This window comes from Vibrio sp. Evd11 (genome assembly GCF_900382755.1).
Lineage (GTDB): Bacteria > Pseudomonadota > Gammaproteobacteria > Enterobacterales > Vibrionaceae > Vibrio > Vibrio lentus.
Window position 1 is genome coordinate 1 of the sequence record NZ_OSDX01000048.1, and the last position, 25,048, is coordinate 25,048.

At 41.8% G+C, this 25,048-nt stretch carries 23 protein-coding genes and 2 pseudogenes; 5 read left to right on the top strand and 20 right to left on the bottom strand.

From position 1 onward, the window contains the following. Window positions 1-96 precede the first annotated feature (96 nt). Window positions 97-1,218 carry an ISAs1 family transposase gene (locus ED652_RS17525; protein ID WP_122055637.1) on the top strand — a complete coding sequence of 374 codons (1,122 nt, stop codon included), beginning with the start codon at window positions 97-99 and terminating at the stop codon, window positions 1,216-1,218. A 305-nt stretch (window positions 1,219-1,523) separates the two neighbouring features. Here ED652_RS17525 and ED652_RS17530 read toward each other — a convergent pair whose 3' ends face one another. From ED652_RS17530 to ED652_RS17560, 7 genes are all read right to left on the bottom strand, one after another. Further along, window positions 1,524-1,739, bottom strand: a complete 216-nt coding sequence (locus ED652_RS17530) for a type I restriction endonuclease subunit M (RefSeq protein ID WP_122055638.1) — start codon at window positions 1,737-1,739, stop codon at window positions 1,524-1,526. Window positions 1,740-1,932: 193 nt separating this feature from the next. After that, window positions 1,933-2,205 carry a hypothetical protein gene (locus ED652_RS17535; RefSeq protein WP_122055639.1) on the bottom strand — a complete coding sequence of 91 codons (273 nt, stop codon included), beginning with the start codon at window positions 2,203-2,205 and terminating at the stop codon, window positions 1,933-1,935. Window positions 2,206-2,574: 369 nt separating this feature from the next. Next, window positions 2,575-4,683, bottom strand: coding sequence for a peptidase domain-containing ABC transporter (locus ED652_RS17540; RefSeq protein ID WP_122055640.1), 2,109 nt, complete (start codon window positions 4,681-4,683; stop codon window positions 2,575-2,577). Between the two features lie 2 nt (window positions 4,684-4,685). Continuing rightward, window positions 4,686-5,993 carry an HlyD family secretion protein gene (locus ED652_RS17545; protein WP_228607571.1) on the bottom strand — a complete coding sequence of 436 codons (1,308 nt, stop codon included), beginning with the start codon at window positions 5,991-5,993 and terminating at the stop codon, window positions 4,686-4,688. A gap of 49 nt (window positions 5,994-6,042) precedes the next feature. Then, the gene (locus ED652_RS17550) at window positions 6,043-6,621 is read right to left on the bottom strand and encodes a hypothetical protein (RefSeq protein WP_122055641.1); all 579 of its coding nucleotides are present in this window, start codon (window positions 6,619-6,621) and stop codon (window positions 6,043-6,045) included. Between the two features lie 111 nt (window positions 6,622-6,732). After that, window positions 6,733-7,227: a hypothetical protein gene (locus ED652_RS17555; RefSeq protein WP_122055642.1), complete on the bottom strand. Its 495-nt coding sequence runs from the start codon at window positions 7,225-7,227 to the stop codon at window positions 6,733-6,735. Then, window positions 7,218-8,576 carry a TcdA/TcdB catalytic glycosyltransferase domain-containing protein gene (locus ED652_RS17560; RefSeq protein WP_122055643.1) on the bottom strand — a complete coding sequence of 453 codons (1,359 nt, stop codon included), beginning with the start codon at window positions 8,574-8,576 and terminating at the stop codon, window positions 7,218-7,220. Before ED652_RS17560 ends, ED652_RS17555 begins: the two co-directional genes overlap by 10 nt. A 329-nt stretch (window positions 8,577-8,905) precedes the next feature. On the opposite strand from ED652_RS17560, the pseudogene ED652_RS17565 reads away from it, so the two are divergent. Beyond that, window positions 8,906-9,359: pseudogene (locus ED652_RS17565) on the top strand (transposase). A gap of 218 nt (window positions 9,360-9,577) precedes the next feature. Here ED652_RS17565 and ED652_RS17570 read toward each other — a convergent pair. The 4 genes from ED652_RS17570 to ED652_RS17585 form a co-directional block, all read right to left on the bottom strand. Beyond that, entirely contained in the window at window positions 9,578-10,087 is a 510-nt protein-coding gene (locus tag ED652_RS17570) for a hypothetical protein (RefSeq protein ID WP_122055644.1), read from the bottom strand. Between the two features lie 508 nt (window positions 10,088-10,595). After that, window positions 10,596-10,895 (bottom strand): hypothetical protein, encoded by a 300-nt coding sequence (locus tag ED652_RS17575; protein ID WP_122055645.1) that lies wholly within the window; start codon window positions 10,893-10,895, stop codon window positions 10,596-10,598. A 5-nt stretch (window positions 10,896-10,900) separates the two neighbouring features. Further along, window positions 10,901-11,659: a ParA family protein gene (locus ED652_RS17580; RefSeq protein ID WP_122055646.1), complete on the bottom strand. Its 759-nt coding sequence runs from the start codon at window positions 11,657-11,659 to the stop codon at window positions 10,901-10,903. 175 nt (window positions 11,660-11,834) lie between these two features. Beyond that, window positions 11,835-12,215 carry a hypothetical protein gene (locus ED652_RS17585; RefSeq protein WP_102495272.1) on the bottom strand — a complete coding sequence of 127 codons (381 nt, stop codon included), beginning with the start codon at window positions 12,213-12,215 and terminating at the stop codon, window positions 11,835-11,837. 133 nt (window positions 12,216-12,348) lie between these two features. Here ED652_RS17585 and ED652_RS17590 point away from each other — a divergent pair, with 133 nt between their 5' ends. Continuing rightward, window positions 12,349-13,386 carry a tyrosine-type recombinase/integrase gene (locus tag ED652_RS17590; protein WP_162929957.1) on the top strand — a complete coding sequence of 346 codons (1,038 nt, stop codon included), beginning with the start codon at window positions 12,349-12,351 and terminating at the stop codon, window positions 13,384-13,386. A 111-nt stretch (window positions 13,387-13,497) separates the two neighbouring features. On the opposite strand, the pseudogene ED652_RS17595 reads toward ED652_RS17590, so the two are convergent. The 4 genes and pseudogenes from ED652_RS17595 to ED652_RS17610 all read right to left on the bottom strand — a co-directional run. After that, window positions 13,498-13,638 (bottom strand): annotated as a pseudogene (locus ED652_RS17595) (L-threonine 3-dehydrogenase); the annotation flags it as partial. A gap of 128 nt (window positions 13,639-13,766) precedes the next feature. Further along, window positions 13,767-14,798 (bottom strand): L-threonine 3-dehydrogenase, encoded by a 1,032-nt coding sequence (tdh, locus tag ED652_RS17600; RefSeq protein ID WP_004730216.1) that lies wholly within the window; start codon window positions 14,796-14,798, stop codon window positions 13,767-13,769. Between the two features lie 112 nt (window positions 14,799-14,910). Further along, window positions 14,911-16,104, bottom strand: coding sequence for a glycine C-acetyltransferase (locus ED652_RS17605; protein WP_017094962.1), 1,194 nt, complete (start codon window positions 16,102-16,104; stop codon window positions 14,911-14,913). Between the two features lie 583 nt (window positions 16,105-16,687). After that, window positions 16,688-17,932, bottom strand: coding sequence for an MFS transporter (locus ED652_RS17610; RefSeq protein WP_076673329.1), 1,245 nt, complete (start codon window positions 17,930-17,932; stop codon window positions 16,688-16,690). 273 nt (window positions 17,933-18,205) lie between these two features. Here ED652_RS17610 and ED652_RS17615 point away from each other — a divergent pair, with 273 nt between their 5' ends. Further along, entirely contained in the window at window positions 18,206-19,138 is a 933-nt protein-coding gene (locus tag ED652_RS17615) for a LysR family transcriptional regulator (protein ID WP_122055648.1), read from the top strand. Continuing rightward, window positions 19,138-19,521, top strand: coding sequence for a VOC family protein (locus ED652_RS17620; RefSeq protein ID WP_122055649.1), 384 nt, complete (start codon window positions 19,138-19,140; stop codon window positions 19,519-19,521). Before ED652_RS17615 ends, ED652_RS17620 begins: the two co-directional genes overlap by 1 nt. Before the next feature lie 113 nt (window positions 19,522-19,634). On the opposite strand, the gene ED652_RS17625 is transcribed toward ED652_RS17620, so the two are convergent. The 5 genes from ED652_RS17625 to ED652_RS17645 form a co-directional block, all read right to left on the bottom strand. After that, a complete protein-coding gene (locus ED652_RS17625) occupies window positions 19,635-21,170 on the bottom strand; it encodes a PepSY domain-containing protein (RefSeq protein WP_122055650.1) in 1,536 nt (511 codons plus the stop codon). A 111-nt stretch (window positions 21,171-21,281) separates the two neighbouring features. After that, window positions 21,282-21,632: a hypothetical protein gene (locus ED652_RS17630; RefSeq protein WP_122055651.1), complete on the bottom strand. Its 351-nt coding sequence runs from the start codon at window positions 21,630-21,632 to the stop codon at window positions 21,282-21,284. A gap of 303 nt (window positions 21,633-21,935) precedes the next feature. Further along, entirely contained in the window at window positions 21,936-22,331 is a 396-nt protein-coding gene (locus ED652_RS17635) for a cytochrome b562 (protein ID WP_004730193.1), read from the bottom strand. Window positions 22,332-22,497: 166 nt separating this feature from the next. Beyond that, window positions 22,498-23,244, bottom strand: coding sequence for a phosphatase (locus tag ED652_RS17640; RefSeq protein ID WP_122055652.1), 747 nt, complete (start codon window positions 23,242-23,244; stop codon window positions 22,498-22,500). A 156-nt stretch (window positions 23,245-23,400) separates the two neighbouring features. Then, window positions 23,401-24,723, bottom strand: a complete 1,323-nt coding sequence (locus tag ED652_RS17645) for a GGDEF domain-containing protein (protein ID WP_122055653.1) — start codon at window positions 24,721-24,723, stop codon at window positions 23,401-23,403. Window positions 24,724-25,048 lie beyond the last annotated feature (325 nt).

Sequence of the window (25,048 nt, forward strand, 5' to 3'; positions counted from 1 at the left end):
CAGGGTGAGATCGTGAGCGTTTTTTAATCAAAATTATGATCGATTTGACGATCACATTTAGCTGTGATCATATACTCCCTTTTTAGGGAGAGCATCATGCACATTGACCACTTCAAAGAACATTTTCAAACGATTATCGACCAACGCCAAGGTGCAAAGGTCACATATTGCCTGTTTGAAGTCCTTTTTGGCTCGCTATGTGCGGTGATTGCAGGAGCCAAAGGTTGGTTTGATATTCGTGAATACATCCTCGGTCATCATGATTGGTTTAAGCGTAATGACTTGTTTTTGAATGGTATTCCTGCTGATGATACTATAGCTCGTATCATATCTACCATTGAACCCGAGCAGTTCCATGAGTGCTTCATTAACTGGATGTCATCAATACATACTCTCACCGAAGGTCAAGTAATTGCGATAGACGGCAAAACACTTCGAGGCTCTTACAATCGTGAAGACAGGGCTAGCACCATTCATATGATTAGTGCTTATGCATCGTCAAATAAGCTCGTGTTGGGACAGCTAAAAACCGAAGAGAAAAGTAATGAGATTACCGCGATCCCTGAATTGATAAAGATGCTCGATATCAAGGGAACCCTTGTAACCATTGATGCAATGGCCTGTCAAACTAAGATTGCCAAAGCCATTGTAGAGCAAGGTGGTGATTACTTGCTTGCCGTAAAGAGCAACCAAGGAAAACTGCGACAAGCAATAGAGATAGCGTTCTCATCTCAACGAGCAAACGTAGCTGACAACCTCTCTATTGAACAAGGGCACGGTCGTGCAGAGTCTCGCCAATGCTATGTTTTTGATAGTACCGCACTTGAAGGTAACTTCTCGCGCTGGAAAGACTTAAAGAGCATTGTAATGGTTGAAAACTTCCGCCTTGAGAAAGGCAAATCTGTCGAGCTAGAGTACCGTTATTACATCAGCTCCAAAAAGCTTAGTGCTGAGCAAGCGGCGAAGGCAGTTAGAGAACATTGGGGCATAGAGTCGATGCACTGGGTACTTGATGTCACCATGAATGAAGACGCGTGCCAGATATACAAAGATCACGGTGCGGAGAACTTATCATGCTTACGTCATATGAGCTTGAATATGCTCCGAGAAGAGCCAACCAAGCTGAGCATAGTAGGGAAACAAAAGCGATGTATGATGAATACGACCATGCTAGAGGCAGTATTAAATGCTGGTTTTAGTCAGGTGGTGAAAAACTAGGCACTCATGCGGTAGCCCTGACCCTTCATCCTGCTAGACCTTAATAACTAAAAGATAAAAACGTGCTCATTATTATTGTGGCGGCTCCATAGTATTGACAGAAAAAATGAAGGTTATAATCGGATGACAAAGGAAAACACAGCGTAAAACGAGCACTTATTCACAGAGTACCTATACTCAACTTAGCCACATAGTTTGTTGTGAATAAGTGCGAATCGATTTTTAAAACCTAAACCAGAAAGTAAAACTCAAAAAAAAACCAGTCATTGACTGGATTTGTTTTTAGTTGAAATCGTGATTAATATTCATTCGGTAATGACCCAAATTTGTTTATCACACAACCGATAGCCTGACATAATACGCTCACCTGTTTTAGTGGCTTCGTCATTTGAAATCTTATCTTCAATTGGCATATTCCCCCAATCGCCATTTTGGTGGCGCATTAAACAGATACGCAGACTGGCTCCGATATTTTCACGTAATAAAGCGTCTATACCTTGCGTGATCACCACCTTGCCCAACTCAAGCCTTCACCACAACGCAGCCCTTCAAATCGACCTTAAACCATTATGATAAAAAAGCCGTCGATAAGGTCCTGTAAGCCCCACTCCCTAACGACTCGGATTGACATCAACGAACGTAAACATCACTTTAGAGTGAGGCAAAGAGCTTAATAGAGGGGATGCAGTCCGTTAGGACTGCATCTTAAATCGTTTAAAACCCTGTTGGCATCCACTTTACAAAATGTTCTTTCTGCGCGTCTGTTAGCGATTCATCGCCCCCATTTAACCAAGTATCTAGCTGTTTAACTAAGTCGCCCTTTTTGAGTGCCTGAGCGCTTTGTAGCCATGTATGTGACATCACAGGTCGAGCAATATTAATTAGCGTTTCTTTATCGATGCGCTTCAAAAACCTGTCCGTATCTGGTCGCAGGTATTGCGCACTATCAATGCTGACTTTTGCGCCCACCCGCTTATGCTTCTTCATCAATCCAAAAGGTCAGGGAACCACGTATTTACAAAGTGAAAACAAAAAGAAAGTCTGTGTCAATTAATACAGGCTTTAACTTATATTGAAATATTACTTATGTGTAATACTCTTATTTCGTACTTTTGCTTTAAAGCCACACTTTAGTAACTTTTTAATAACTTATTCATTCAAAATCGTTTTTTTGCGAAATAAATCGCATCTCACTTTATTAATCGGAGGACTCGTTTATTTAGTAGTACCCGACCTATAGAAATCATTCTAAGTGACTTAATTATCAAAGAAGAATGACGTAACAACCGCCCAAAAACCGTAAGCCCATCTAAGCCTATGATTAGGTAGGCATTGGTTCATTGGTGTTGATGCTGGCTATAGTCTAATCACGCGATCGGCTGATGCAATCGTCTCTTTACGGTGAGCAATAATTAGTCGGGTCATATTCATCTTACGAATGTTAAGGTTAATTTGATTTTCGTTGTCAGTGTCTAAGTGGCTCGTCGCTTCATCTAAACACATCACTTGGGGTTGTTTATACAAAGCACGAGCAAGAAAGAGCCGTTGCAATTGTCCACCGGAAAAACTATTTCCCATATCGCCAACTAAAGAATGAAATCCCATCGGTAATCGTATGATTTCATCCAGTATGTTAGCTTCTAAACAACTTTGTTCCAAACGTTTAAAATCATAATCAGACTCAAACATCGTAATGTTTTCGCATATGGTTCCGGAAAACAAGACATCGTCTTGCATGACACTCCCAAACCGACTGCGATAGTCATGCAGGGCAACATCGTTAATTTTTACACCATCAACATATATGATCCCTTCATCGGCAGTCAAAATCCCTAACAAGAGCTTCATTATCGTCGTTTTTCCTGAGCCTGAAGGACCGACCAATGCAACGCATTCCCCTGGCATCACCTCAAATGACACCTCTTTTAACACCCAGTCTAAATTGTCTGCATATCGGAAGCTGACATTATCAAAGCGAATGTGACCGGATAGCTGTTTCGGTAAGACCGCTGCGGCGGGGACAATTTCACGCTTTTCGAACACGATATCCGATAATCTTTCCAAGTGCAGTTCGAGTAATTTAAAAGAAAATACCTTATCAATAAAGTTTGTCATACTGGTGGTAAATTGCGTTTTGTAGGCAATAAAAGCAATTAGCATCCCAACTGTCAGCTGAGCGTCCATTACGGCTAAGGCGCCAAAATAGACAACAAGAATGTTTTCAACACCAAATAATAATTTGTTTACATGAGACTCCGCGATGTGAAGACGGCCTAGCTTGATCTCCGCATTAATTACTTCAGCAAATCGATTCAGCCACATGTTTTGGCGATTAGTTTCATTACTAAACAACTTGATTGTTTGCATCGCTCGCAACGTTTCTAAGAAGTTAGAATCTTCTTTTGCTGACACGAGAATCAGTTCTCCTGTTAACCGGCGGTTAGGGTAATAGAAAGCAAGCTGTACAGCATAAGACGCGGTTACAACAGCAATAACGATGGCTGCGAGTTTCGCGTTGTAAAGAAACATCATTACCAGAACGACCATTGCCATCAATCCATCAATAAGCGACTCAACTAACCCAGTTGTGAGCATGTTGCGAATAGAAACGATGGAACCAAATCGAGAAACGATATCGCCAATATGACGACTTTCAAAGTAACCAATGGGCAACCGCAAGAGGTGGTGGAAAAGATTAGCCCCCATTTGTATGCTCATCATGCTATTAAATTTTAGAATAAACCAACTTCTTAACGTGCTTACGAACACCTGTACAAACAAGAGCAACATAAAGCCAATTGCTAACACTAGGAGCAACGGTTGGTCATTACTTAGTAGCACAGAATCAATGACCAACTGCATATAGTAGGGAGAGAGCAGCGCGGCAAATTGCATCACGACAGACAAAAAAACAAGTGACACTAATGCACGTTTGAACCCCTCTATCCTCTCCCACAGTTGAGAAATTTTCAAGGTAACCTGTATGTCTTTCTTCTTGAAGCTCGTACTCGGAGTGAGCTCTAACGCAACACCAGTGAAGCTATTGCTTACATCTTCGAGGCTCAGTTTTCGTTTTCCCACAGCTGGATCGTTCACAATCACTGCGTTTCTGGTGACCTTGGTTAAAACAACAAAATGGTCCAAATTCCAATGAAGAATACAGGGTGTGGAAAGATGGCGAAGGTCTTCTAACTCACACTTTACTGCACGTGAAGACAGCTGAAGCTCGCTTCCAATGTCCATCATATCTTTCAAGCTCATTCCTTGAGTCGAAGAGAGAGAGTGCTTCCTTAACGAGGCGATATCCACTTTGAATCCGTAGTAGGAACAAATCATAGCTAAACAGGCCAATCCACACTCAGCCATTTCTGATTGCGTAATGAGGGGAACCGATTTAATCGATGAGAACGACAATAATTCTATAGGGTTAAGTGCTTTAACAGCTGATTTGGGTAGATTAAGCATGATTATCCCAGTTTTCCTTTAATTGCATAAATAGGATCCAGAAGCCATTCAAGTAGGCTGCGTTTTTCTTGAATAATATCGGCTTCAGCGATCATACCGACTTTTAGAGGAAACTGTTTTCCATACGCGGTTATCGCTTGGGTCGCCAGTTTTGCTCTCACACGATACATCGCTTCCGTTGTTTTGATCGGAAACACTTTATCGCTAGGAAGTACTAACGCTTGATCAATATTCGTGACCTGACCTTTCACTAATCCAAACTTTTGGTAAGGGAAGGCGTCAAATCTAATCCTGACCTCATCACCCAATTGGACGAAGCCTGCGGAACGAGTAGGCAATAGTAATTCCATTTCCAGCGGTGAGTTTTGAGGAATGATATTAAGTATAATCGTGTCAGTCGTAAGATAAGATCCTACAGAGGGTTGAATCGCGGTGACCATGCCAGATTCAGGCGCGGTAATAACAAACTCATATTCGTTGTCTAGTTCGATCCGCCGGGTTTCTAGCTGAGAGATACCCCTTTCTATCGTCGTTTTTTTTAGAAATCTTTGCTCAGGTAGCAAGACTCTGGCGGACTGAAGCGCGTCAATCTCGACGAGTACCGACGCCAATTCTTTTTCCAACCGATCAGACGACTCTAACGCTTCTAAATACTCTTCATGTACTGCTGCCAACTCAGTCGACGATAGGTAACCTTTGTGGTGAAGGCTTTTGTTCTTTTTATATTGTTGTTCTTTGAGACCCAAACGCAACAAACTCGTTGCTTTTGCTTTTTCAATCGCTTTGAGGCTTCTATTCCTTTGCTTCAATTGGGTGTCGATTCGACGTTCCTCTTTGTCAAAGATCGCGGCTTGAATGCCCAACTCAGACTGGAGGGCTTGACGTTGCAGTTGAAGTTCATTTTTCAAAGCCATGGAAACATCGACACCTCCAGTCATACCTTTACTGTCTCTAAGCTTCGCAACTGGTTGGTTACGCTCCACATTACTGCCTTCTTGAACAAGTAACCGCACCAAGACCCCCTTTCGGCCAGAGACTACCTTAATGACACCTTTGGAGGGTAATAGGTAACCTTTAACCGTTTCTTTTCGCGAATAACTGCATTGGGACAGGTAAATAATGACAGTCAGAAAAGTGATAAAAATGAACAGATGTAAAGGATAACTCGACAGTCGTTGATGAATAATGATTTTTCCTGTGAGGCGGTTTTTATTTGCCTCCATGACTTCTTTACGAAAGATCATTCGCTTCTCTTTTAAAAAAGGGAAAGACCATAGTTGTCCTTCCCTTACCGAAATACGTGGAGGCATTAAGCCTTCACCTAATCCTCGTTTTTCATGAGCTTATGCCCAGGAATTACTACTTCTGCCAAAGTGCTTGCCAATCTTTTTGTTTACACACACAACCAATTAAGAAACAAGCAGGCTCAACGACTAAGCGTACCGCTTTACCGCGTAAAGAGCCTTTTTCCATAATTTTCATTTGATAAGCCAGTTCAATCGCTCGATACTTGGCAATTGGGTACATGATTTTTTCAGCTAGAGGACTCTTGCGCATTAATTCGACGTACGGAATTGCCCAGTAATGGTAGCCACGTACTGTGGTCTCTGACAGATGGTTTTGCGTGTACTGAAGGTCTGCGCGCCAAACTTCAGCATCAAGCATTCCTTTACGATAGAAGTGAGTACAGATAACGCGGCTGCTACCGCCACCGCCACCGCCGCCTCCACTGTTTTTACCCGCTTCAGATCCACAGCCACCTGAATGATTCATATTAGTCCCCATATTGCCGTTTTGCGCATCGCGAGCGCCGGAGCCACAGCCTCTATCGCCACCAAGTGCGGTGTTCAGTGCGTCAGATCTACGCGATCCCCCAACCACATGCTGGGTATCGCTTGGATCTAGTGCCATAATTTTACTACATTCTACTTTTTTCATAGTTATACTCTTATAGTATGATTTGCATTTGGAATTAAAAAATCGCTTAAGAATAATGCGACCATATTCAATCCCACCGATATTGAAAAACTTATTCGTTATAATTTAGCTTCAGTTGATCTTTTTACACTGATATTTTTCGGTAAAGTTCTGAGTCATTGAAAGTTGTGAACCTGTAAACTCTAGTATCTTGAATTTTTCATCAGTCGTTTCTTCACAATAAGAGAGTAAAGCACGATAAGTGGCATCGTCTTTATTTTTACTTACTTTTTCAAGTGTACAAACCTTCTGATTTAAAACCAGATCATCGTTGTCTAGGTTATATTTCCCTTGTTCATCCAAGATATAGAATTGATTTCCTGAATTATTTTTTCCATAGATCGTTAAAGATAACTTTGACGTGTATTTATTATCATTTTCGAAATTGAATTTAATGTTGGATTTGCCACCGCTCGTACCTTTATAGTATTGACAGTCCCACTGACCATTTAAATTATCGCTTAATCCATTAATATTACCTAATTTATAGTAATTTTCCCCACACTGATATATTACTAGCGCCCCTAAAATAATACCCAATGGGATTAATGCTTTTTTTACATCCATGAAGACCTCATATGTTCTGGTGTATAATTAATTTGATGTTGAAACCCTAAAAAAGAACGATTTACGCGAAACAGATATGATACTGAAAAAGGCGATATGAACTTCGGAACGTGGCACACTTCATAGAGCAAACCTAATAACACTTCATGGATTAAGCATGGGCCAGTTAGCATCAGTGTTACATCCGTTTCTTGATTACGAGTGAGCGAATCAAAGCGATATCTGTCTAACCGAGAAAGGTACTCATCAACTTTCTTCTCTTTGGATAGGGTTGAGAAGAGCAAATTGTTACTCTCAAGGTATTTGTATCGACGAGCCATTTCACGCAGAACAATGCGGGCAGTTCGACTGCCCTTGTGCGCAACCAAAACATTGTTGTTAACCTCATAATATCGATTGATCGTGGCAATTTTCATAATATCGCGGTGGACATACACAGGTTTCTGAGAAAACAGCGCTTTGGCATTGTTTGTGGCTCGTGTTTTTAAAGCTTCAATGAACTCGCAGTTCCCCACTTCTTCTTCAATCTTAGCGACACACACATTTCGTTTCTCAGAGCGTCGCTTGAGCTTTCGAATTTCCCTCAATAGGTACTCGGACTTCAAAATGTCGATAATATTTTCGTTCAATGATCCATAACTGGCGGCGAGTCCTTTGTACACGGCTCGGTGCGATGGCAAAGTATCGACGTCAACATACATACCACCATCTCTATAGAGCAGACTTAATCTCAATATATCCGAAGCACAAGCTGCGTTGTGTCTTAGCGTTAATTCGTTAAAGTACATACGTCTAAGACGATCATTATAAAAGACATCATTTAAGGCACTTATATCAATAATATTAATAATTTTCCCTAATGCATGAATTTTTAACCTCGCAAGTTTTAACGACTGACTTAAATCGATATCAATAGTACTGGCAATATGGAGAAGGGCCTCATCAAATGATTTCCCCTTAGATATAATATTACCGATCTTGTGATAAAATTCGTTTTGATGCTGGATTATCGTTTCTGCTGGTGTTTCATTATTAATATTATTGTAAATGTAAAATATTTCTTTAAGATGATTAAAGAGTAGAAATTGGCTATCAATATATAGATATAACTGGTATCTATCTTTAAAGCAATCATTCCAGAACTCTATGTATTCTAAAGAACGTGAGTTTATGTTTCCAATCCAAATGAAGAATACACGATATATTTCCTTGACTTCACTATTTATTATTGTTTGTTTCTCATTTATGGAATCAATGATTTCAATTATTTTGTCTTCGTTGTCAACATCCACAAATTTATTTATTGAATTAACAATTCTATCAAAATTAATGTTGTTATAGGCGCTCATGATTTTATTTCTTTATATTTCAACGAAATGTAAACTATCCCAAAACACAATATCTTACAATAACCACAATGAATGCATTGTCATTATGTGACTCGCTCAGCAAATGTAATTGGAAATATTGATTGTATTGTTTATAGTTTATTACTTATTTATATATGTATTTATTTGTTTTAAAGGTTTAGGTTCTAACAGACGTTTTTAACTAATCTGTTATTAGCATCAGTCGGTAGAGAACGGCACTGACTGATCCCCTCATAATGGCTTTGTTGCGTAATTCAATGGAACTAAATCTACAACCTACGCTCACTTCCACTCCCTCTCGTAGCCCTATGCCTAGACCTCGTTACAAAACAGCCAACTGGAAGCAATAAATACAACCAATCACTCATTAACCCTGGATCCCTGACCTTTTGGATTGATGAAGAAGCGAAAAGTAGCTGGACGTAAAGCAAACACAATAAGCGCGGAAGGCCACGTCGGTTCAGTGATTTAGCTATCACGACGGCGCTTATGACACGAGAGCGTGTCACGATACGATTAAGATTAAGCGAGCCGTTTCGCTTATTCCTCCAAGAGAAGGGGCAGCCAGAAGTTATATGGCTCAAATACGTATTGGAAAGAGCGGTATGGTTACCAAACAGTGATGAATCGAGTTAAACAGTTGCTGGTGGTCGATTAAGCTTAAGAAATGACAATGCACAGGTAGGTGAAACTTACGCAATGATAAAAGCGCGGAATAAGCTTACTGGGTTAGGTATGCCTGCAACTTGTCGTGTTGGCTGAAAAACATACGAAACGGGGCAACTCTGTCTCTACACTGAATTACGCAACAAAGCCGTTGCCTTCCTCTAGTATTAAAGAGTCGGTATACCCAAACTCATTCACCAAAATATCATGAATCTTGACAGCCTTAATCGTGGATTCAAAGTCAGTTGAATTCACTCTAACCACGTGCATGGATATATCAGCGGATACTGTAGACCGAACTGTCATGTAACCCCCTAAGCGCCAAAACGCACATCAAAACAAAATCCTGAGCACTTAAACGTCCCCTCTCCCGTTGTCACAAATCGCAACGCGGGAAACACAGAACCGTAAGTGGTGTAAAGAATGATGTGATCCGCTCGCTCGTGAAGAAACCATTCACCAAAGCCAGCACCATTTAATTCGATGAAAAAGTCACGGATTTCATGGAAAGCAAAACGACGCGACACCAATTGCGGAAACTGCTGCTTGATAGCTTCAACGAACCCTTGGTCTTTTAACGCTGCGATATCAGCCTGCTGCTCGGGCGATTGACGACGACTGAACATTTTCAAACGCTGGATTTTGAAAACCCAATCATACTTTTTTTTTGCCTCATCACGACACTTTTTGACTTGAGAGCGCAACTTCAATACCGCCAAAGGACTAGAGATATCATTTTTTGGTGAGCTTTCGTGCCCCAGCGGCGAAACGCTGGTCGATGAATTTGAATTAGAGAGAGTTGGGGTTGAGTTTTGTTGCGCCATGAGAGTTTCCTTTCTGTTTGAGTATCACTTTTCGGAGCCGCTTGGCTGTCCGCTCTCTCAACATCGTTCTGCTTTGCAAGGGCGCACAGCGGCGAAGCCTCCCTTGTAAAGCAGGTTGTGGGGAGAAACGGTTAACAGCCTGCATGCCCGAAAATGATGCGAGTGAAAGAAAATCGGCGCATAAGAAAACAAGCCCTTACACGAACTTATTCGAAGACAGAGAGAACAACGAGGAGGGAACGACAAGGCGCTATGACTCTAAGGACAATAACGGGGTTCAAACAAAGCCTAGCCGCAGGGGAACCAAGGCAACGATAAGAGTCATGGTTAAAGACACGTTTAAAGTGTTAGTCTTTACAAGGAGAGAAGGCCCAGAACAGGTAATAAGACGCTTCAGGTGTCATGTTCATCCGTGCTAGAAGTTAAGTCCAAACTAAGGCTCTATGAAATGTCTTAAAATAGATACAGAGCCTTAAAAGCAAATATGTATTACATAGGTAATACATATTCAATTCATTTTATTAATCAACTCAACGAGCTCTTCATCATCTATCTTGTCTCGATATAAAGCCAAAGCTCGGTACAGTTTCGCTGCAGATACATTTCTCTCTGTCTGCTCTTGCAGATTTGCTACCCAATCGGTTATCCGTTCTTTATCAGTAAGTGACATTCTAAGAGTCAGAGGAGGCACCATATAAAATGTCGTCACTTTCTTTTTGACAGTCGTAATTCCAGTCGACTTACTTGAACCTTCGTTCTTGTCAGTAGAGATAGCTGTTATAGCTCCTCGTTTTTTCAACTTGCTCATATGTATTACATCAAATTCAAAAGAAACGCAGCCAGTTTTCGGTAATCGTTATTAACAAGAGAGCCCGATTTATAAAAGCGCACAGGAGAGGAAACGGCATTAGCTTGTCCAACATGCTCAGAACGACGGACAGATACTGGTAGCAATTTATCTTGTACTACCTCCAATTCCTCATCAATGAACTCATTAATAATAGTGTTTCTTGAGTCGACCTCGTTCCTCAAGACCAGATAATTGCCTTCATCCTCCTTAATTTCATAGACAGCTTCGAGTAAAGAGCTAATGCCGTCTAATGAAAATGCACCTGAATCTACAGGGATCAAGATAAGGTCTGAAGCCTGGATTGCGTTAAGAGTCGTTAGGGATAAGTTTGGTGGAGTATCAAGAAGAATGAAATCATAGGTATCACCTAACTTCGCTAATTGCTTTTCTAAAATTCGTTCACGATTAATCTTTGTCAGTGATGTTTCGATGACACGTGACAACTGAACATCAGCGGGAACGACATAGAGGTTTTCAATAGAGTTCCCATTAATCTGTGCAGGTTGAATTAAATCGACAATGGACACAACTTTAGGCTTATCAAACAAAGCAGCCACCGTCTCTTCAAACTTAAAATCACGTTGTCCGGTTAACGTTTTAGAGCAGTTCCCTTGAGGATCGAGGTCAATAACTAACACTTTTCGTTTTCGTGCAAGCTCAGCCCCTAAATTGACAAGAGTCGTGGTTTTTCCAACGCTGGCAAGGCCTGAAAATCTAGACACTCGACTGGCTTTAGGAAAAGTCGGTCAAATGATGATTAATAGAACTTTAAGGTCAACCCATCGTAAGAAAGTTTGGGGCAAAAATGAGCTAGCCACCTGCTAATTTAGAAGATCAAGCCAACAGAACGGACTGTAAGTTTCTGGTCTAACTGATTTATAAATTATCACCTCTACATTAAAACAACCCAAACACATTGTTTTTCCCATCTTGTTCAAGGCCTTTGATCTGATGGTGCTTTGGTTCTCCACCAAACAATAAAATATACAACTTCCGGTCTTGATACGTCCCCACTACATAGTGGTCTTTTTGTATCACGTACTCGATAGTTTCGGCTTCTTCATCAGTACACAGATATTTAATATCGACCAGCTTCACCCACTTCAAGCCGATCACGTTTTCAGCTTCTATAAACCCACCAAATGGTGCCGTAAAGCGATTACCTAGTTTCAAAACCGCATCAATCACCCCTTGGTTCTTCTTACTTACTCCAATTGGACCATCACTGTTGATTTTGAAATGACTGTAGCCAGCAGTCACATGAATTGATTGATACATAGCAATAACCTATTAGCTTTCTTAGCACTTTGAGAGAGGAGCCTAACCTGTGCTTTTTGTCCGATATAAAACATTGTTCTACGTTTCAGCCCTAATTATACTGTTTTTATATACAGCAATTTTAGGCTTTATTATGTCTATCCGCAATTTAAAAGATGGTTCTGCCAAACCTTGGCTCTGCGAGTATTACCCGAATGGGCGAACGGGGAAGCGTGTTCGTAAAAAGTTTACGACTAAGGGCGAAGCAAAGGCCTTTGAGCTTCACACGATTAGAGAAATTGACGATAAGCCATGGATGGGAAGTAAACCCGATCACCGTAGAATGAGCGAACTGTTAGACACTTGGTGGAACATACACGGTCATACGTTGAAATCAGGTAAACAAGCTCGGGATCTAATAGCCAAAACAATTGAAGGATTAGGTAACCCGATTGCCTACCACCTTAAAGAACGAGACTATTTGGACTATCGTGCAACACGAATACCTTACCGTGGCAAAAATAAATCTGTTGAGATTTCACCAACAACACATAACATGGAATTGATTTATCTAAAGGGAATGTTCAAGAAACTAATCAAGTACAATCAATGGAAATACCCCAACCCGATTGAAGCTATCGATACAATCAAAACTAGCGAGAAGAACCTGGCATATCTAACCAAGCCACAAATTGAAGAGTTCTTAGTTAACTTAAAGAATTGCAACCGAGTTATTACCGTCTCGATTCCACAGCTCCTTGTAATCTCAAAGATTTGCTTGGCCACCGGAGCTCGTATAAGTGAAGCTCTAACCCTTACTCGTTCACAGGTAGCTGAATTCAAACTAACTTACACCGAGACAAAAGGTAAGAAGAATCGAAGTGTGCCCATCTCACCGGCTTTATATCAAGAGATCTTAGATATCGCGGTGAGCAACCATAAAATTTTTGACACGACTTACAAAGATGCCTGGCGCTACATTAAAAGGGCTTTACCTGAGCACGTTCCAAGTGGGCAAGCGACGCATGTTCTACGACATACATTTGCTTCGCATTTTATGATGAACAAAGGGGATATTTTGGTGTTACAGCGAATTCTTGGACACACTAAAATTGAGCAGACAATGGCGTATTCTCATTTTGCTCCAGAACATTTGATACAAGCTGTACACCTCAATCCATTAGAGAATTAATGGCGACAAAGTGGCGGCAGACACTGTAATCGAACGTTATATAGCGGTTTTATTCGTAAAAAAGGCGACAGTTTTCACTGTCGCCTTTTGCTATTTAGAGCCTAATTTTTTCTATTCCCAATCAAGGATAACCTTGCCAGAAAGCCCACTACGCATAGCATCGAAGCCAGCTTGGAAATCATCAATTTTAAAGTGATGAGTAATGATTGGTGATAGGTCTAACCCTGATTGAATCAAACTTGCCACTATATACAAAAATAATAATAACCATTAAATATCAATAGATTAAGCTGATTATCAATTAAAAATGGCTACAGAATGGCGACAAAAAAGGCAACAGTTTTACCTGTTGCCTTCTGATATTCAAAACCGGTAGTAACCTACTCCCAGTCTAAAATTACCTTACCAGACATACCAGATCGCATCATGTCGAAGCCTTTCTGGAAGTCGTCCACTTTGTAGTGGTGAGTAATGATTGGTGTTAGATCTAGACCTGACTGAATCAAAGAAGCCATCTTGTACCAAGTTTCGAACATCTCACGACCGTAGATACCTTTGATAACCAAGCCTTTAAAGATTACTTGGTTCCAGTCTACTGCCATGTCTGATGGTGGAATACCTAGTAGAGAGATCTTACCGCCGTGGTTCATGTTAGTCAGCATGCTGTTGAACGCAGATGGGTTACCAGACATTTCTAGACCTACATCGAAGCCCTCAGTCATACCAAGATCAGCCATTACGTCTTCAAGCTTCTCTTCCATTACGTTTACTGCGCGAGTTACACCCATTTGACGAGCAAGGTCTAGGCGGTATTCGTTTACGTCAGTGATTACAACGTGACGAGCACCAACGTGCTTAGCAACAGCAGCAGCCATGATACCGATTGGACCAGCACCAGTGATTAGCACGTCTTCGCCTACTAGGTCGAAAGAAAGCGCTGTGTGTACTGCGTTACCAAACGGGTCAAAGATTGATGCTAGGTCGTCAGAGATTTCTGCAGGGATCTTAAATGCGTTGAACGCAGGGATCACAAGGAACTCAGAGAACGCACCAGTGCGGTTTACGCCAACACCGGTTGTGTTACGACACAGGTGAGTACGGCCGCCACGACAGTTACGACAGTGACCACATGTGATGTGACCTTCGCCAGATACACGGTCGCCGATTTCAAAACCACGAACTTCTTGGCCGATGCCAACAACTTCACCCACGTATTCGTGGCCTACTACCATAGGTACTGGGATTGTATTTTGTGACCACTCATCCCAGTTGTAGATATGTACGTCTGTACCACAAATTGCGGTTTTCTTAATACGGATAAGAAGATCATTATGACCCATTTCAGGTTTTTCAACCTCGGTCATCCAGATGCCTTCTTCAGGCTTAAGCTTAGAAAGTGCTTTAATTTTCATAATGTTATCCAGTTCATCTCGCCTAACTGTAAGGCGAGAATCAAAAATCTATATGTTCTATTGGGTGTTGTTCTATCTAATCAAAGGGTGCATAAGGCACCCCCTTTAAAAATTAGATGATAGCCATGTCTTTACCAACTTGGATGAACGCATCAATTGCACGGTCTAGTTGCTCACGAGAGTGTGCAGCAGACATTTGCGTACGGATACGAGCTTGGCCTTTTGGTACTACAGGGAAAGAGAAACCTACCACGTAGATGCCTTTCTCTAGTGCGCGCTCTGCGAATTCAGCTGCTACTTTTGCATCACCCAGCATGATTGGGATGATTGCGTGGTCAGCACCACCCATAGTGAAACCAGCTGCTTCCATGCGAGTACGGAAGTGAGCAGAGTTTTCCCATAGTTGAGTACGTAGGTCGCCAGATTCCGCTAGAAGATCTAGAACGCGGATAGACGCAGATACGATTGCAGGTGCAACAGAGTTAGAGAATAGGTATGGACGAGAACGCTGACGTAGCCAGTCGATCACTTCTTTCTTACCAGAAGTGTAACCGCCTGAAGCGCCACCCATTGCTTTACCAAGCGTACCTGTGATGATGTCGATACGGTCTACAACATTGTGGAACTCGTGAGTACCTGCGCCGTTTTCGCCCATGAAGCCAACTGCGTGAGAGTCATCAACCATCACTAGTGCGCCGTACTTGTCAGCAAGGTCACAGATAGCAGGAAGGTTAGCAACTACGCCGTCCATTGAGAACACACCGTCAGTTACGATAAGCGTGTGACGAGCGCCCGCTTCTTTAGCTGCGATAAGTTGTTGCTCTAGCTCTTCCATGTTGTTGTTCGAGTAACGGAAGCGCATTGCTTTACATAGACGAACACCATCAATGATAGATGCGTGGTTTAGAGCATCAGAAATGATTGCGTCTTCTTTGCCTAGGATCGTTTCGAATAGGCCAGCGTTTGCATCAAAACAAGATGTGTAAAGGATAGTGTCTTCTTTACCAAGGAACGTAGATAGCTTTTGCTCTAGTTCTTTGTGAGAGTCTTGAGTACCACAGATGAAACGAACAGAAGCCATACCAAAACCGTGTTGATCCATACCGTCTTTAGCAGCTTCGATAAGGTCAGGGTGGTTAGCAAGGCCTAAGTAGTTGTTTGCACAGAAGTTTAGTACTTCTTCACCAGTCGAGATAGAAACCGCTGCTTTTTGAGCAGAAGTGATAATGCGCTCAGACTTGTAAAGACCTTCTTCTTTAACTTCTTCGATTTGAGTTTGAATCTGTTGGTAAAATGCAGAAGACATTGTCTATTCCTTCCTAATTATTATTCAGCAGCATCGCGCGCCGCATTATGTAGGGGATGTAAACGATTTCAACTCGATCATTTACACTGTAAAACTTATACCCCTATTCTAGTTGAACATCCCCCTTTCGATTATCCCTCTACTTGGAAAAACATTAATGAATCACAGGCACTAATTGATTTTAATTTTTTGATTCTAGTCACACATCCCACCAAATTACGCTCTCCTTTTGGCACTAGGTGTTAGGTCAATAACTTAGTCTGGTCAGTTGTTCAATGAGGCTCTGTCTATGCTTTGCGCACTTGTTTCTATCAACCAAAAGTAAATGCGAACACTGAATGTTTTTTTGAAGATGGCGAAGTCATTAGTGGTAGGACGGTTTCGCTTGGGAGTGGCAAAACAAAAGATATTTGTAACAGGTATGGTCATCGTCCATGCTTTTACACTGAAAGATGTAGAAAGACGTAGAGAGAATATCTGCAAGTTCTTCTTGTAATTACAGACGTTACTCCCTCAGTTATTAAGAAAAATATCGTTTACCCATGGCCTTATGCGATCTCTCGACAATACCAGACCATGACATCTAGTTTTGTGTGATTGGGGCTCTTTCCACAGTATCTTCAGTGTGCTCTGCGAGCCAGTACAACCAGATCATCACTAAACATAATCCAAAACAGACTGCGAATAACCAAGCTGGGCTCAACAATTCAATAACCACTCCACCCATTAACGGTGCAATCGCAAAACCAAGTGAGTAAAGTGCTGCAGCGCCAAAGTAGGAACCTCGTAAATGGGGAGGCGCCATGCGATCGATTTGAACGTTAAGCGTTGGAAATGCAATGACCTCTCCCAAACTTAATATAAAACAAGCCATCCCCCAACCTAGAGCCCAATCGCTAGGTGTAAATAGAAAGCCGACTTGGGCCAACGCCATCAATGACATTCCGATTCGCGTACGTACAAATAAAGGAACATGTTCCAACCACTTCAACATTGGAAATTGAAACACAATAATGGTTAAGGTATTAACCAATACTAAACTCGCAATTAAATGAGCAGCATCGCTTATTGATGAACGGACAATAACTTGTGGGATCGATGACTCTACTTGAGCATAAACAAACATCATAATAAAGTTGGCAATCATCAACTTAACAAAAATATTATCTTTGCGGATCACGCTTAATGTTGCCGTGAAATTGGGAAGTTGTGAGGTATCTGGCTTAGTAAACGTTCCCTTTCTTTCGATACCGACCAGTAACCAAAAACCGTAGACAACGTAGGTAAAACCCGCAACAAAGAAGAGGTTTTGTGGATGCGCGAGCGCCAATGTAATACCAATAAGCGGACCCAAAGCTCCACCTAAATTTAATAAGAAGTAACGAACGTTCAGCGCCAGTTCACGATCTTTTAAATCGTCTAGATTATCGCCAATCACAGCTTTAGCAGGTGCTTCAATCATCGGCCTCATAAGGCCTGTCATCATGATCAAAACATAGAACTGCCAAATCTCGTTGGCAATGCCAATACCCGAATAAGCAATAGCGGCAACCCAGCTTCCAAGTACCATGACCCACTTTCGACCCAGTTTATCGGAGATATAACCCGAATAGAGCCCAGCTCCAGCACCAACGACAGCTGAAGTAGCGAGCATCATGCCCACTTCTATTGCCGATGCACCATAATCTTCATAAAGAAACACAATCAGAAATGGCCAAGCCATAAAGTAACTCGTACGAGCGAGTAGAGTTCCGGTTAATACGGTCCAAATAGAAAAATTAAACCTTTTTACTCTTTGTTTCTGAAATAGGCTTTCTGGTTGTTCCATATAACTCCCTTTATCTAACTCAATGATTTACATAAAATATTGATTCAGTATATGTATATCATTGTATAAATAAAGCTCTCAACGCTGTTTTTTATAAAACATAGCAGGTCGTGCTTACCACGTAATAAAAAGATCCGAAAAACCATAGATAACACGGCACTTAATATTAAATGCCGTTTCACGTATGATTGAGGTATTAGAGGAATGGATAGAGGTAACAAGCGCTCATCTATTCTTAGGATTCTCCCTCCAAACAACCCAGCAAAGAACGTTATGATCAACCCAAAACTGATTGCTTTACTTCCAGATCTCGCCTCCTTCATTTTAGTGGTAAACGAAGGTAGTTTTACGGCTGCAGCAAAACAGTTGAGCGTGACGCCATCAGCCTTGAGTAAGCTCATCACTCGCTTGGAAAAAGCGCTATCGGTGAAACTGTTTGAACGAACCACTCGTACCCTTATCATCACCCAAGCGGGTCAATTGGTTTACGACCAGAGCGTGGTTATGATTAATGCGGCGCAACAAGCGGTTGAGCTTTCTACCTCTGACCATACTGAACCTGCAGGCTCTATAACGGTAGCAGCGCCAGAAGCCTTCTTGAACTCCGTGCTACAGCCTTTCGTTGTTCCATTCTTGAATCAGTACCCTGAGATTCAACTCAAGTTAAGAGCCGCCGATGGCGACATCGACATATTGCGCCAAGGCATCGACATTGCGTTTCGCCTTACCGACAAGCCCGATGAAAGTTTGGTCTTAAAAGAGCTAGGCAAGACAAACCTCGTGTTATGTGCGAGCCCTGATTATCTTAAAGCAAAAGGAATTCCTCACCACCCTACTGAGCTTTCTGAGCACGACTGCTTATACCTTGCAGAAACAGACAAAGACCACATCTGGGACTTCCTTAAAGATGATGAGTTTTACACAGTCCCCGTCAGCGGACGTTACGCTGTGAACCACTCTCAGATGCGATTGAAAGGTGTTAAAGAAGGGCTTGGCGTGGGTATTTTCCATGACTTTGTAATTCAAGATGCATTGGCTGAAGGCTCTGTAGTGCAAGTACTTGAAGATTGGACCATCAAGAGTAATTACCATGGCGCTATCGCGATGCAGTTTGCTCAAACCAAGTACATGCCTGCCCGATTGCGTGTGTTCATTGATTATGCGATGGAACACTTGGGTGACAAGCTGGCAGGAGAAATAAACTGATGCTGAAAGGTATACACCACGCCGCCATTATTTGCCCAGACTACGGACTATCTAAACGCTTTTATACGGAAGTTTTAAAACTTGAAGTGATTGCTGAGAATTATCGTGAAGCACGTCAGTCGTATAAGCTCGACTTAGCACTGCCGTATGGCGCTCAAATAGAATTATTCAGCTTCCCTGACGCACCTGAAAGACCGAGCTTTCCGGAAGCTCAAGGGCTGAGACATTTGGCTTTTTGTGTTGATGACGTTCAACATGCCAAAAGCTATTTGGAAGAACAAGGTATTGAAGTCGAACCGATTCGAGTTGATGAGTTTACGGGGAAATCATTTACGTTTTTCGCAGACCCAGACGGCCTGCCGCTAGAGCTTTATCAGATCTAAAGCTTTATCAAATCTAGAGCTGTATCTAGTCTAAAGTCTTCCTCACCAAGGAATCGCCCATCTGATGAATAAAACGGACCTTCTCAAATAGAGAAAGTCCGTTTGCATGTCACTTAACTCAACGCGGTCTTGAATCTCTCAACGCGTGAAAACAGTAACCAATCCAATAGCATTGCAGTCACAATCGTCGCACCCGCGAGTGGAAACAATATCGAAATAATAACCACCGTCACTAAACCCGCTTTCCATAAGCCTGCATCACCAAATTTCGGTGGTGTTCCCAACTTTCTTTGGCCTGAAGGTCTGCGCATCCACCACATTACTCCACCAGTCACTGACACCAAAATGAATGCCAAACAGAACAACGCATTTAGAAACTTGTTGATGATGCTGATGTCACCTTGGTGTAATGAAATACCGACGGCTAAGGTTTTGGCGAATAAATTGTAATCTTGCCACGTCACCTCTCCTAGAATGCGCCCTGAATATTGGTCGAGGTGAGTCGTGCGATCTTGGGTTGGATCGATAATGTCACCGCCCATGGTATTGGCAGCCACGGTGTAAACGCCCGTTTCTGAGCGCGGGAAATTGACTTTATATTGTGTAAAACCAAGAGATTGAGCTTTTGCTATCACATCATCAATCGAGAAATTACTCGCAGACAATACATGCTGAGAGTGATCCTCACCCATCTTAGAATGATCATGAGCTTCAGATGTTTCTTCTACTTGGTGGACGTGTTCTGCTGGCTTATCTTGAGACAAAGGCACTGGAGTTTGCTCTAGGTTCCAAGGCATTTCCTCTTCAGACCCGTGATTTAAAGAAGCATGCGTTTCGTTAGACAGAGGAATGTCATCCCACATTTGAGCAGGAAAAGTACTCCATGCTTGCACTAGCTTACCGCCCCAAAAACCTGTCCATGATAATCCTGATAGAATAAATAACAGAAGAATGAATGACAGTGTTCCACCGATGTTCGCATGCAGATCACGCATTAAAACACGCGTTCCTGAACCAAATCGAAGCTTAAGAAAACCAGCGCGGCTCGCGTTATCTCTCGGTAACCATAAGTAAATGCCACTGATGAGCAACAGAATAGACAAGCTTATTGCGACTTCAATTAGGTAATCACCCCAATCACCAATCAACAAAGTGCCGTGAATATCATTCGCCAGTTGGTACAGGCTATCGCTGCGCGGGATTTCTCCTACCACTTCGCCAGTGTATTGATTCACCGTGGCGAAAACGGAAGTGCCATCTTCAAGTGATACAGAAAATCGGTTCGCAAGATCAGGGACTTTGCTCGGTACAAACTGTGTCACCGTACCTTGTGGGTATTGATGTTGTACGGCAGTTAATTGTTGTGACATCTTGATCGGTTCGCCCGATACGGCAATTTCAATCGCGTCTTGATGGAAAGCGAGTTCAATTTCATCATCAAACAACATCACCAAACCAGTAATACTCAACATCAACATGAATGGGATAACGAATAGCCCGGCATAGAAGTGCCAGCGCCAAGTGAGGAAGTAGAGAGTTTTATTGCGGTCTTTGTTTTTTATATTGGTTCTCGAACCGGTTGTTGCACTGCTTGTAGACTGCGAAGTCGCTTGTGCTTTCGCAGAGCTTTGAGATTCATTTCTCAACATTATTATTTCCTTTGACACACGCAAACATACCTTCTGAAAAATCAGAAAGTAATCTGAGCATGTTTAACTTTACTTAATACTTTATTTTTTAATTATTTTAGTGGGTTAGGTTTAAGCAATATCAAAGGGAGGGCCACGCGGGGCTTGCCTCGTATAGCGTTCGCTTAGAGCCAAAAAAGCGTAGCTGTCTGAGACAATAGAACTCAGTCGAGTTGTCAGTAGTGTAGTTGGAAGTTCATCTTGGTGAAACGTGGAAAAATGGCTAAAGGGACACGGCTTACCTTTGTGGGTATTGGGTTCACCTTCTTCAATTTGAACCAGTTCAAAGCCGTTAACCGTACATAACGACGCCCACACACCCGCACTGTTACCATGAGCATTGATAACAGGCATTAACGTTACTAGCGCCCAGCTTAATGCTGTGGCAAGTAACATGGTGAAGTTGAACGAGGTTCGGCGCATTATTCCTAATCTTTATAAATTTCCCTTATTATGAGGTACTTGTCATATAGGTAAACGTAAAAATTAACATCAGGTTAAAAAATTGAAGCTAACGCACACTCTTTTTAGTTAAAAACTGGTTACAACGAAAGAGCCAAGAAAATGTGGCGAAATTCGACATAACAAACTGTTTATAAAAAAGACAATAAAAAACGCCGCCTTACATCTTCCTCTAATGAGAGTAATGTAAGACAGCGTTTTAGAAATCGAATCTTGAGGCTTTGCTCTTTGTTACGTATCTAGCAAACTCAATTGATTAGCAAATTAACCGAAGATCTTGCTCCAAATGCTTGGATTACGCTTCTCGTGATACTCTTCACGAAGGCCATCGATAGTACGAAGCTCTTGCTGTGCAGATTCAAATTCACCTTGGTCTAGCTTCTTCTCAATGCTATCAATCGATGCACTGATCTTTTTGAAACCTTCCATGAAGTGTTCTTCTTTCTCAATTGGGTAAACACCCGTTTTGAGCTCAGCAACTAGCGTGTCGATACGTACGATAGGCTTTTGCATCTCTTCAATGTTTTGAGCTTCTGCCGCTTGTTTAAACGCAAGCTTCATTTCTTGCATGTTTTTCTTAAGGTCAACATTAGCAAAAGCGTTGCCAGACAATAGTGAAGCAGCGATTAAGCCAGATAAAAGGATTGAGCGAGTTTTCATTGTTTCTCCAGGTGAAGCGATGTCTTTGAAGATAGCGCCATCGTTATTGTGGCACTTCGACTTTATTATTTTCGGCTAGTGTATACAAAAATCCGTCGGGTACAAAAATTGATTGTGTCGAAATGCAAACTGGCTAGCTAATTACTGACAAGTACCGGGCAAACCATCACTCAAATACCGAAAACTCGGCAATCGATTGACGACCACGCAATGCCAAAAAGGCTAAAAATTGCTGTGGTGAATGGGTAATAACCTTGCTCGAATCCACGCCCACCTCATCAAGTAGTGAAGACACGAGATCCAACCCGCCCACATCTATGCAGAAATGCGCATCGCTACCTGTCGTAATGAACGCACCTTTCGCTTTAGCAATTTTTGCGATCTCGTAACAACGATCAACACTGCCAACGCGACTATTGCCCTTAAGCGTGGTGTTATTAATTTCGATCGCAACGTTATGTTCCGCCGCACATCGAATCACAGCTTCAAAATCGAAATCAAAATTTGGGTTTCCTAAATGACCAAGTGCATCAATTCGACCGCCTTTGATCACATTCAGGAGTGCTTCTGTATGGGTAGCAACATCCGACGGGCGAAATACTGGCTCATGAAAACTCGCGATCACCCAATCCAAGTTCTTATCGACACTCGGATGAATGTCTATTTCACCCTGTGTGTTCATGATGTTTGACTCGACACCTCGAATAATAGCGACATCTTCAATAAAACGAGGGAGCACACGCTGGTTACTGAAAAACCAATAGTGTGGCGCGCCCGGCATAGACTCGGAATGGTCGGTCGTACAAAACATAGCTAAACCGTTTTGTTTTGCCGATTTTGCATTCTCGATCAACGTGCTGTAAGCATGACCACTTGCGTATGTGTGGGTGTGGGTATCTACTTTTAGTTCCATAAATCAAGGCCTTAACCGTGTGGTCTAGTCAATCAATTTTAAGTTGGGTTGGTCTAATACAGCTTCTTCAAAAATGCCCAACAGACACCTGCTTAATGTGATGCTGAGTGATTTGAAATTATATACTGTTCATCATTCAGTATTGTTAACATTAAATCAATCGACAATAACCTGATTTCTCCCGCTATTCTTTGCTTTGTAAAGGCGCTTATCAGCAAGCATAAACAGATCATTTGGCGATGTGCTTTTCGTTGGAACGCATTCCGCTACCCCTAGGCTCATCGTTACATGAGAAGCAATGGGTGAGGAACGATGAGGAATCGGTTGACTGTGCAAAACCGTTAAGAATGAATTAAGGCGAGCTCTACTTTGCTCTATAGATGTGCTTGGCAATATAATGGCAAATTCCTCGCCTCCTATACGAGCAGCAAGGTCTGACGGACGATTAAAAATTTGCTTCCATAACTTTGCGACTTGTTTAAGGCAAACATCTCCTTGATGGTGGCCATATGCATCATTATATTGCTTGAAAAAATCAATATCACCGATCACTAAGGTTAAAGCTTGCCCTTCGCGTTCACATCTAGCCCATTCAGACTCAAACGTTTGATTAAATTTACGTCTATTGGGGAGTGAGGTTAGCTCATCAAAAAGTGCAATCTTTGTGAGATCTTGTTTTTCTCTCTGCAACTGCTCATCACGCAACTCATATTGATACAATGTTGCCAGTAACTCTTTTCGAGGAGCTTTAGTCAAATCCTTTATGGATAATGGCGAACTAACAAACTTGGCAAAATCCCCCCTAAACAAAAAGTAGAAGATCAGCATTGGGACGCTATAGCAGGCCGCAATCAGCAACTTACCCATTATATTTCCGAATATGATAGGAACGCTCTGCGGGCTTAGGCCAAAAGCTAAAAGAGGAAACAGTGCTCCATCCAAACAAAGGATAAAAACAAATGCTAGCGTATAGATGAATGCCAACGCTGGTAGGTTGGAAAGGAACTTACTCACCTGTGTAAAAATAAACATCAATAACAATATTTCGAGGAGAATCAAAACCCCTCCAACAACAAGAACTTTCAACGACACGTCAAAGATACTGAAAGGGATAGCAAAAGGGTTCAACACATATTCCGATTCCAGCAACCAAGCCATAAAGTTAAAGCCAACAAAGGCAATTAAATCCACAACCACGACTAACCGAAACATGTGTTTAAAAGTGCTAAAATCTCGCTCAATAATAATGAGCATTATGGTGCTCATCATGAAGGCACCATAAGCAATATTTCCGCCTGAAATACTTAAAGCTTCGGATAAAGGAAAGGAACAAACGGCACCAGCAAGCCCTCCCACTAAAAGCACGATACTAAGATAGTTATAAAATGCAGCTGTACGCACACGGTTTTTTAACGTAGCAAAATACAATGGGAAAATTGAGTATATTCCTACATTGAGAATATAGGCTTCTAACGTCATTACTGTTCCTTCTAGGCTCAACACATACAGCACCTAGATGTTTTATAGATGTGCAAAATAACTAACAATATTAACATAATAATCTTTAATTGATAAAACACTCGGAATGCTTGTTTTTCTAATCAGGAATATTAATAACGCTAGATATGTATTGCCCACATCGAGCCTGTCCAGCATCTCGGAGCGACCCTACCAACCACAAGTGACCATTAGCACTTAAAGATAAGGCTTTATTCTCATTTCACTTAGCTATCGGAAGCACGGCTTAGTCGCAGCACCGCCTTAATTGCACCAATTTTTTGCAACCTACCCAAGTTCGTCAATA

Excerpts from the sequence above, each read along its gene's own strand:
- tdh (WP_004730216.1), bottom strand. The coding sequence starts at position 14,798 with ATGAAAATTAAAGCACTTTCTAAGCTTAAGCCTGAAGAAGGCATCTGG.
- ED652_RS17570 (WP_122055644.1), bottom strand. The coding sequence starts at position 10,087 with ATGGCGCAACAAAACTCAACCCCAACTCTCTCTAATTCAAATTCATCG.
- ED652_RS17590 (WP_162929957.1), top strand. The coding sequence starts at position 12,349 with ATGTCTATCCGCAATTTAAAAGATGGTTCTGCCAAACCTTGGCTCTGC.
- ED652_RS17540 (WP_122055640.1), bottom strand. The coding sequence starts at position 4,683 with ATGCTTAATCTACCCAAATCAGCTGTTAAAGCACTTAACCCTATAGAA.
- ED652_RS17555 (WP_122055642.1), bottom strand. The coding sequence starts at position 7,227 with ATGGATGTAAAAAAAGCATTAATCCCATTGGGTATTATTTTAGGGGCG.
- ED652_RS17610 (WP_076673329.1), bottom strand. The coding sequence starts at position 17,932 with ATGGAACAACCAGAAAGCCTATTTCAGAAACAAAGAGTAAAAAGGTTT.
- ED652_RS17525 (WP_122055637.1), top strand. The coding sequence starts at position 97 with ATGCACATTGACCACTTCAAAGAACATTTTCAAACGATTATCGACCAA.
- ED652_RS17545 (WP_228607571.1), bottom strand. The coding sequence starts at position 5,993 with ATGCCTCCACGTATTTCGGTAAGGGAAGGACAACTATGGTCTTTCCCT.
- ED652_RS17640 (WP_122055652.1), bottom strand. The coding sequence starts at position 23,244 with ATGGAACTAAAAGTAGATACCCACACCCACACATACGCAAGTGGTCAT.
- ED652_RS17535 (WP_122055639.1), bottom strand. The coding sequence starts at position 2,205 with ATGAAGAAGCATAAGCGGGTGGGCGCAAAAGTCAGCATTGATAGTGCG.
- ED652_RS17630 (WP_122055651.1), bottom strand. The coding sequence starts at position 21,632 with ATGCGCCGAACCTCGTTCAACTTCACCATGTTACTTGCCACAGCATTA.
- ED652_RS17575 (WP_122055645.1), bottom strand. The coding sequence starts at position 10,895 with ATGAGCAAGTTGAAAAAACGAGGAGCTATAACAGCTATCTCTACTGAC.
- ED652_RS17550 (WP_122055641.1), bottom strand. The coding sequence starts at position 6,621 with ATGAAAAAAGTAGAATGTAGTAAAATTATGGCACTAGATCCAAGCGAT.
- ED652_RS17620 (WP_122055649.1), top strand. The coding sequence starts at position 19,138 with ATGCTGAAAGGTATACACCACGCCGCCATTATTTGCCCAGACTACGGA.
- ED652_RS17625 (WP_122055650.1), bottom strand. The coding sequence starts at position 21,170 with ATGTTGAGAAATGAATCTCAAAGCTCTGCGAAAGCACAAGCGACTTCG.
- ED652_RS17605 (WP_017094962.1), bottom strand. The coding sequence starts at position 16,104 with ATGTCTTCTGCATTTTACCAACAGATTCAAACTCAAATCGAAGAAGTT.
- ED652_RS17635 (WP_004730193.1), bottom strand. The coding sequence starts at position 22,331 with ATGAAAACTCGCTCAATCCTTTTATCTGGCTTAATCGCTGCTTCACTA.
- ED652_RS17615 (WP_122055648.1), top strand. The coding sequence starts at position 18,206 with ATGATCAACCCAAAACTGATTGCTTTACTTCCAGATCTCGCCTCCTTC.
- ED652_RS17645 (WP_122055653.1), bottom strand. The coding sequence starts at position 24,723 with ATGACGTTAGAAGCCTATATTCTCAATGTAGGAATATACTCAATTTTC.
- ED652_RS17560 (WP_122055643.1), bottom strand. The coding sequence starts at position 8,576 with ATGAGCGCCTATAACAACATTAATTTTGATAGAATTGTTAATTCAATA.
- ED652_RS17585 (WP_102495272.1), bottom strand. The coding sequence starts at position 12,215 with ATGTATCAATCAATTCATGTGACTGCTGGCTACAGTCATTTCAAAATC.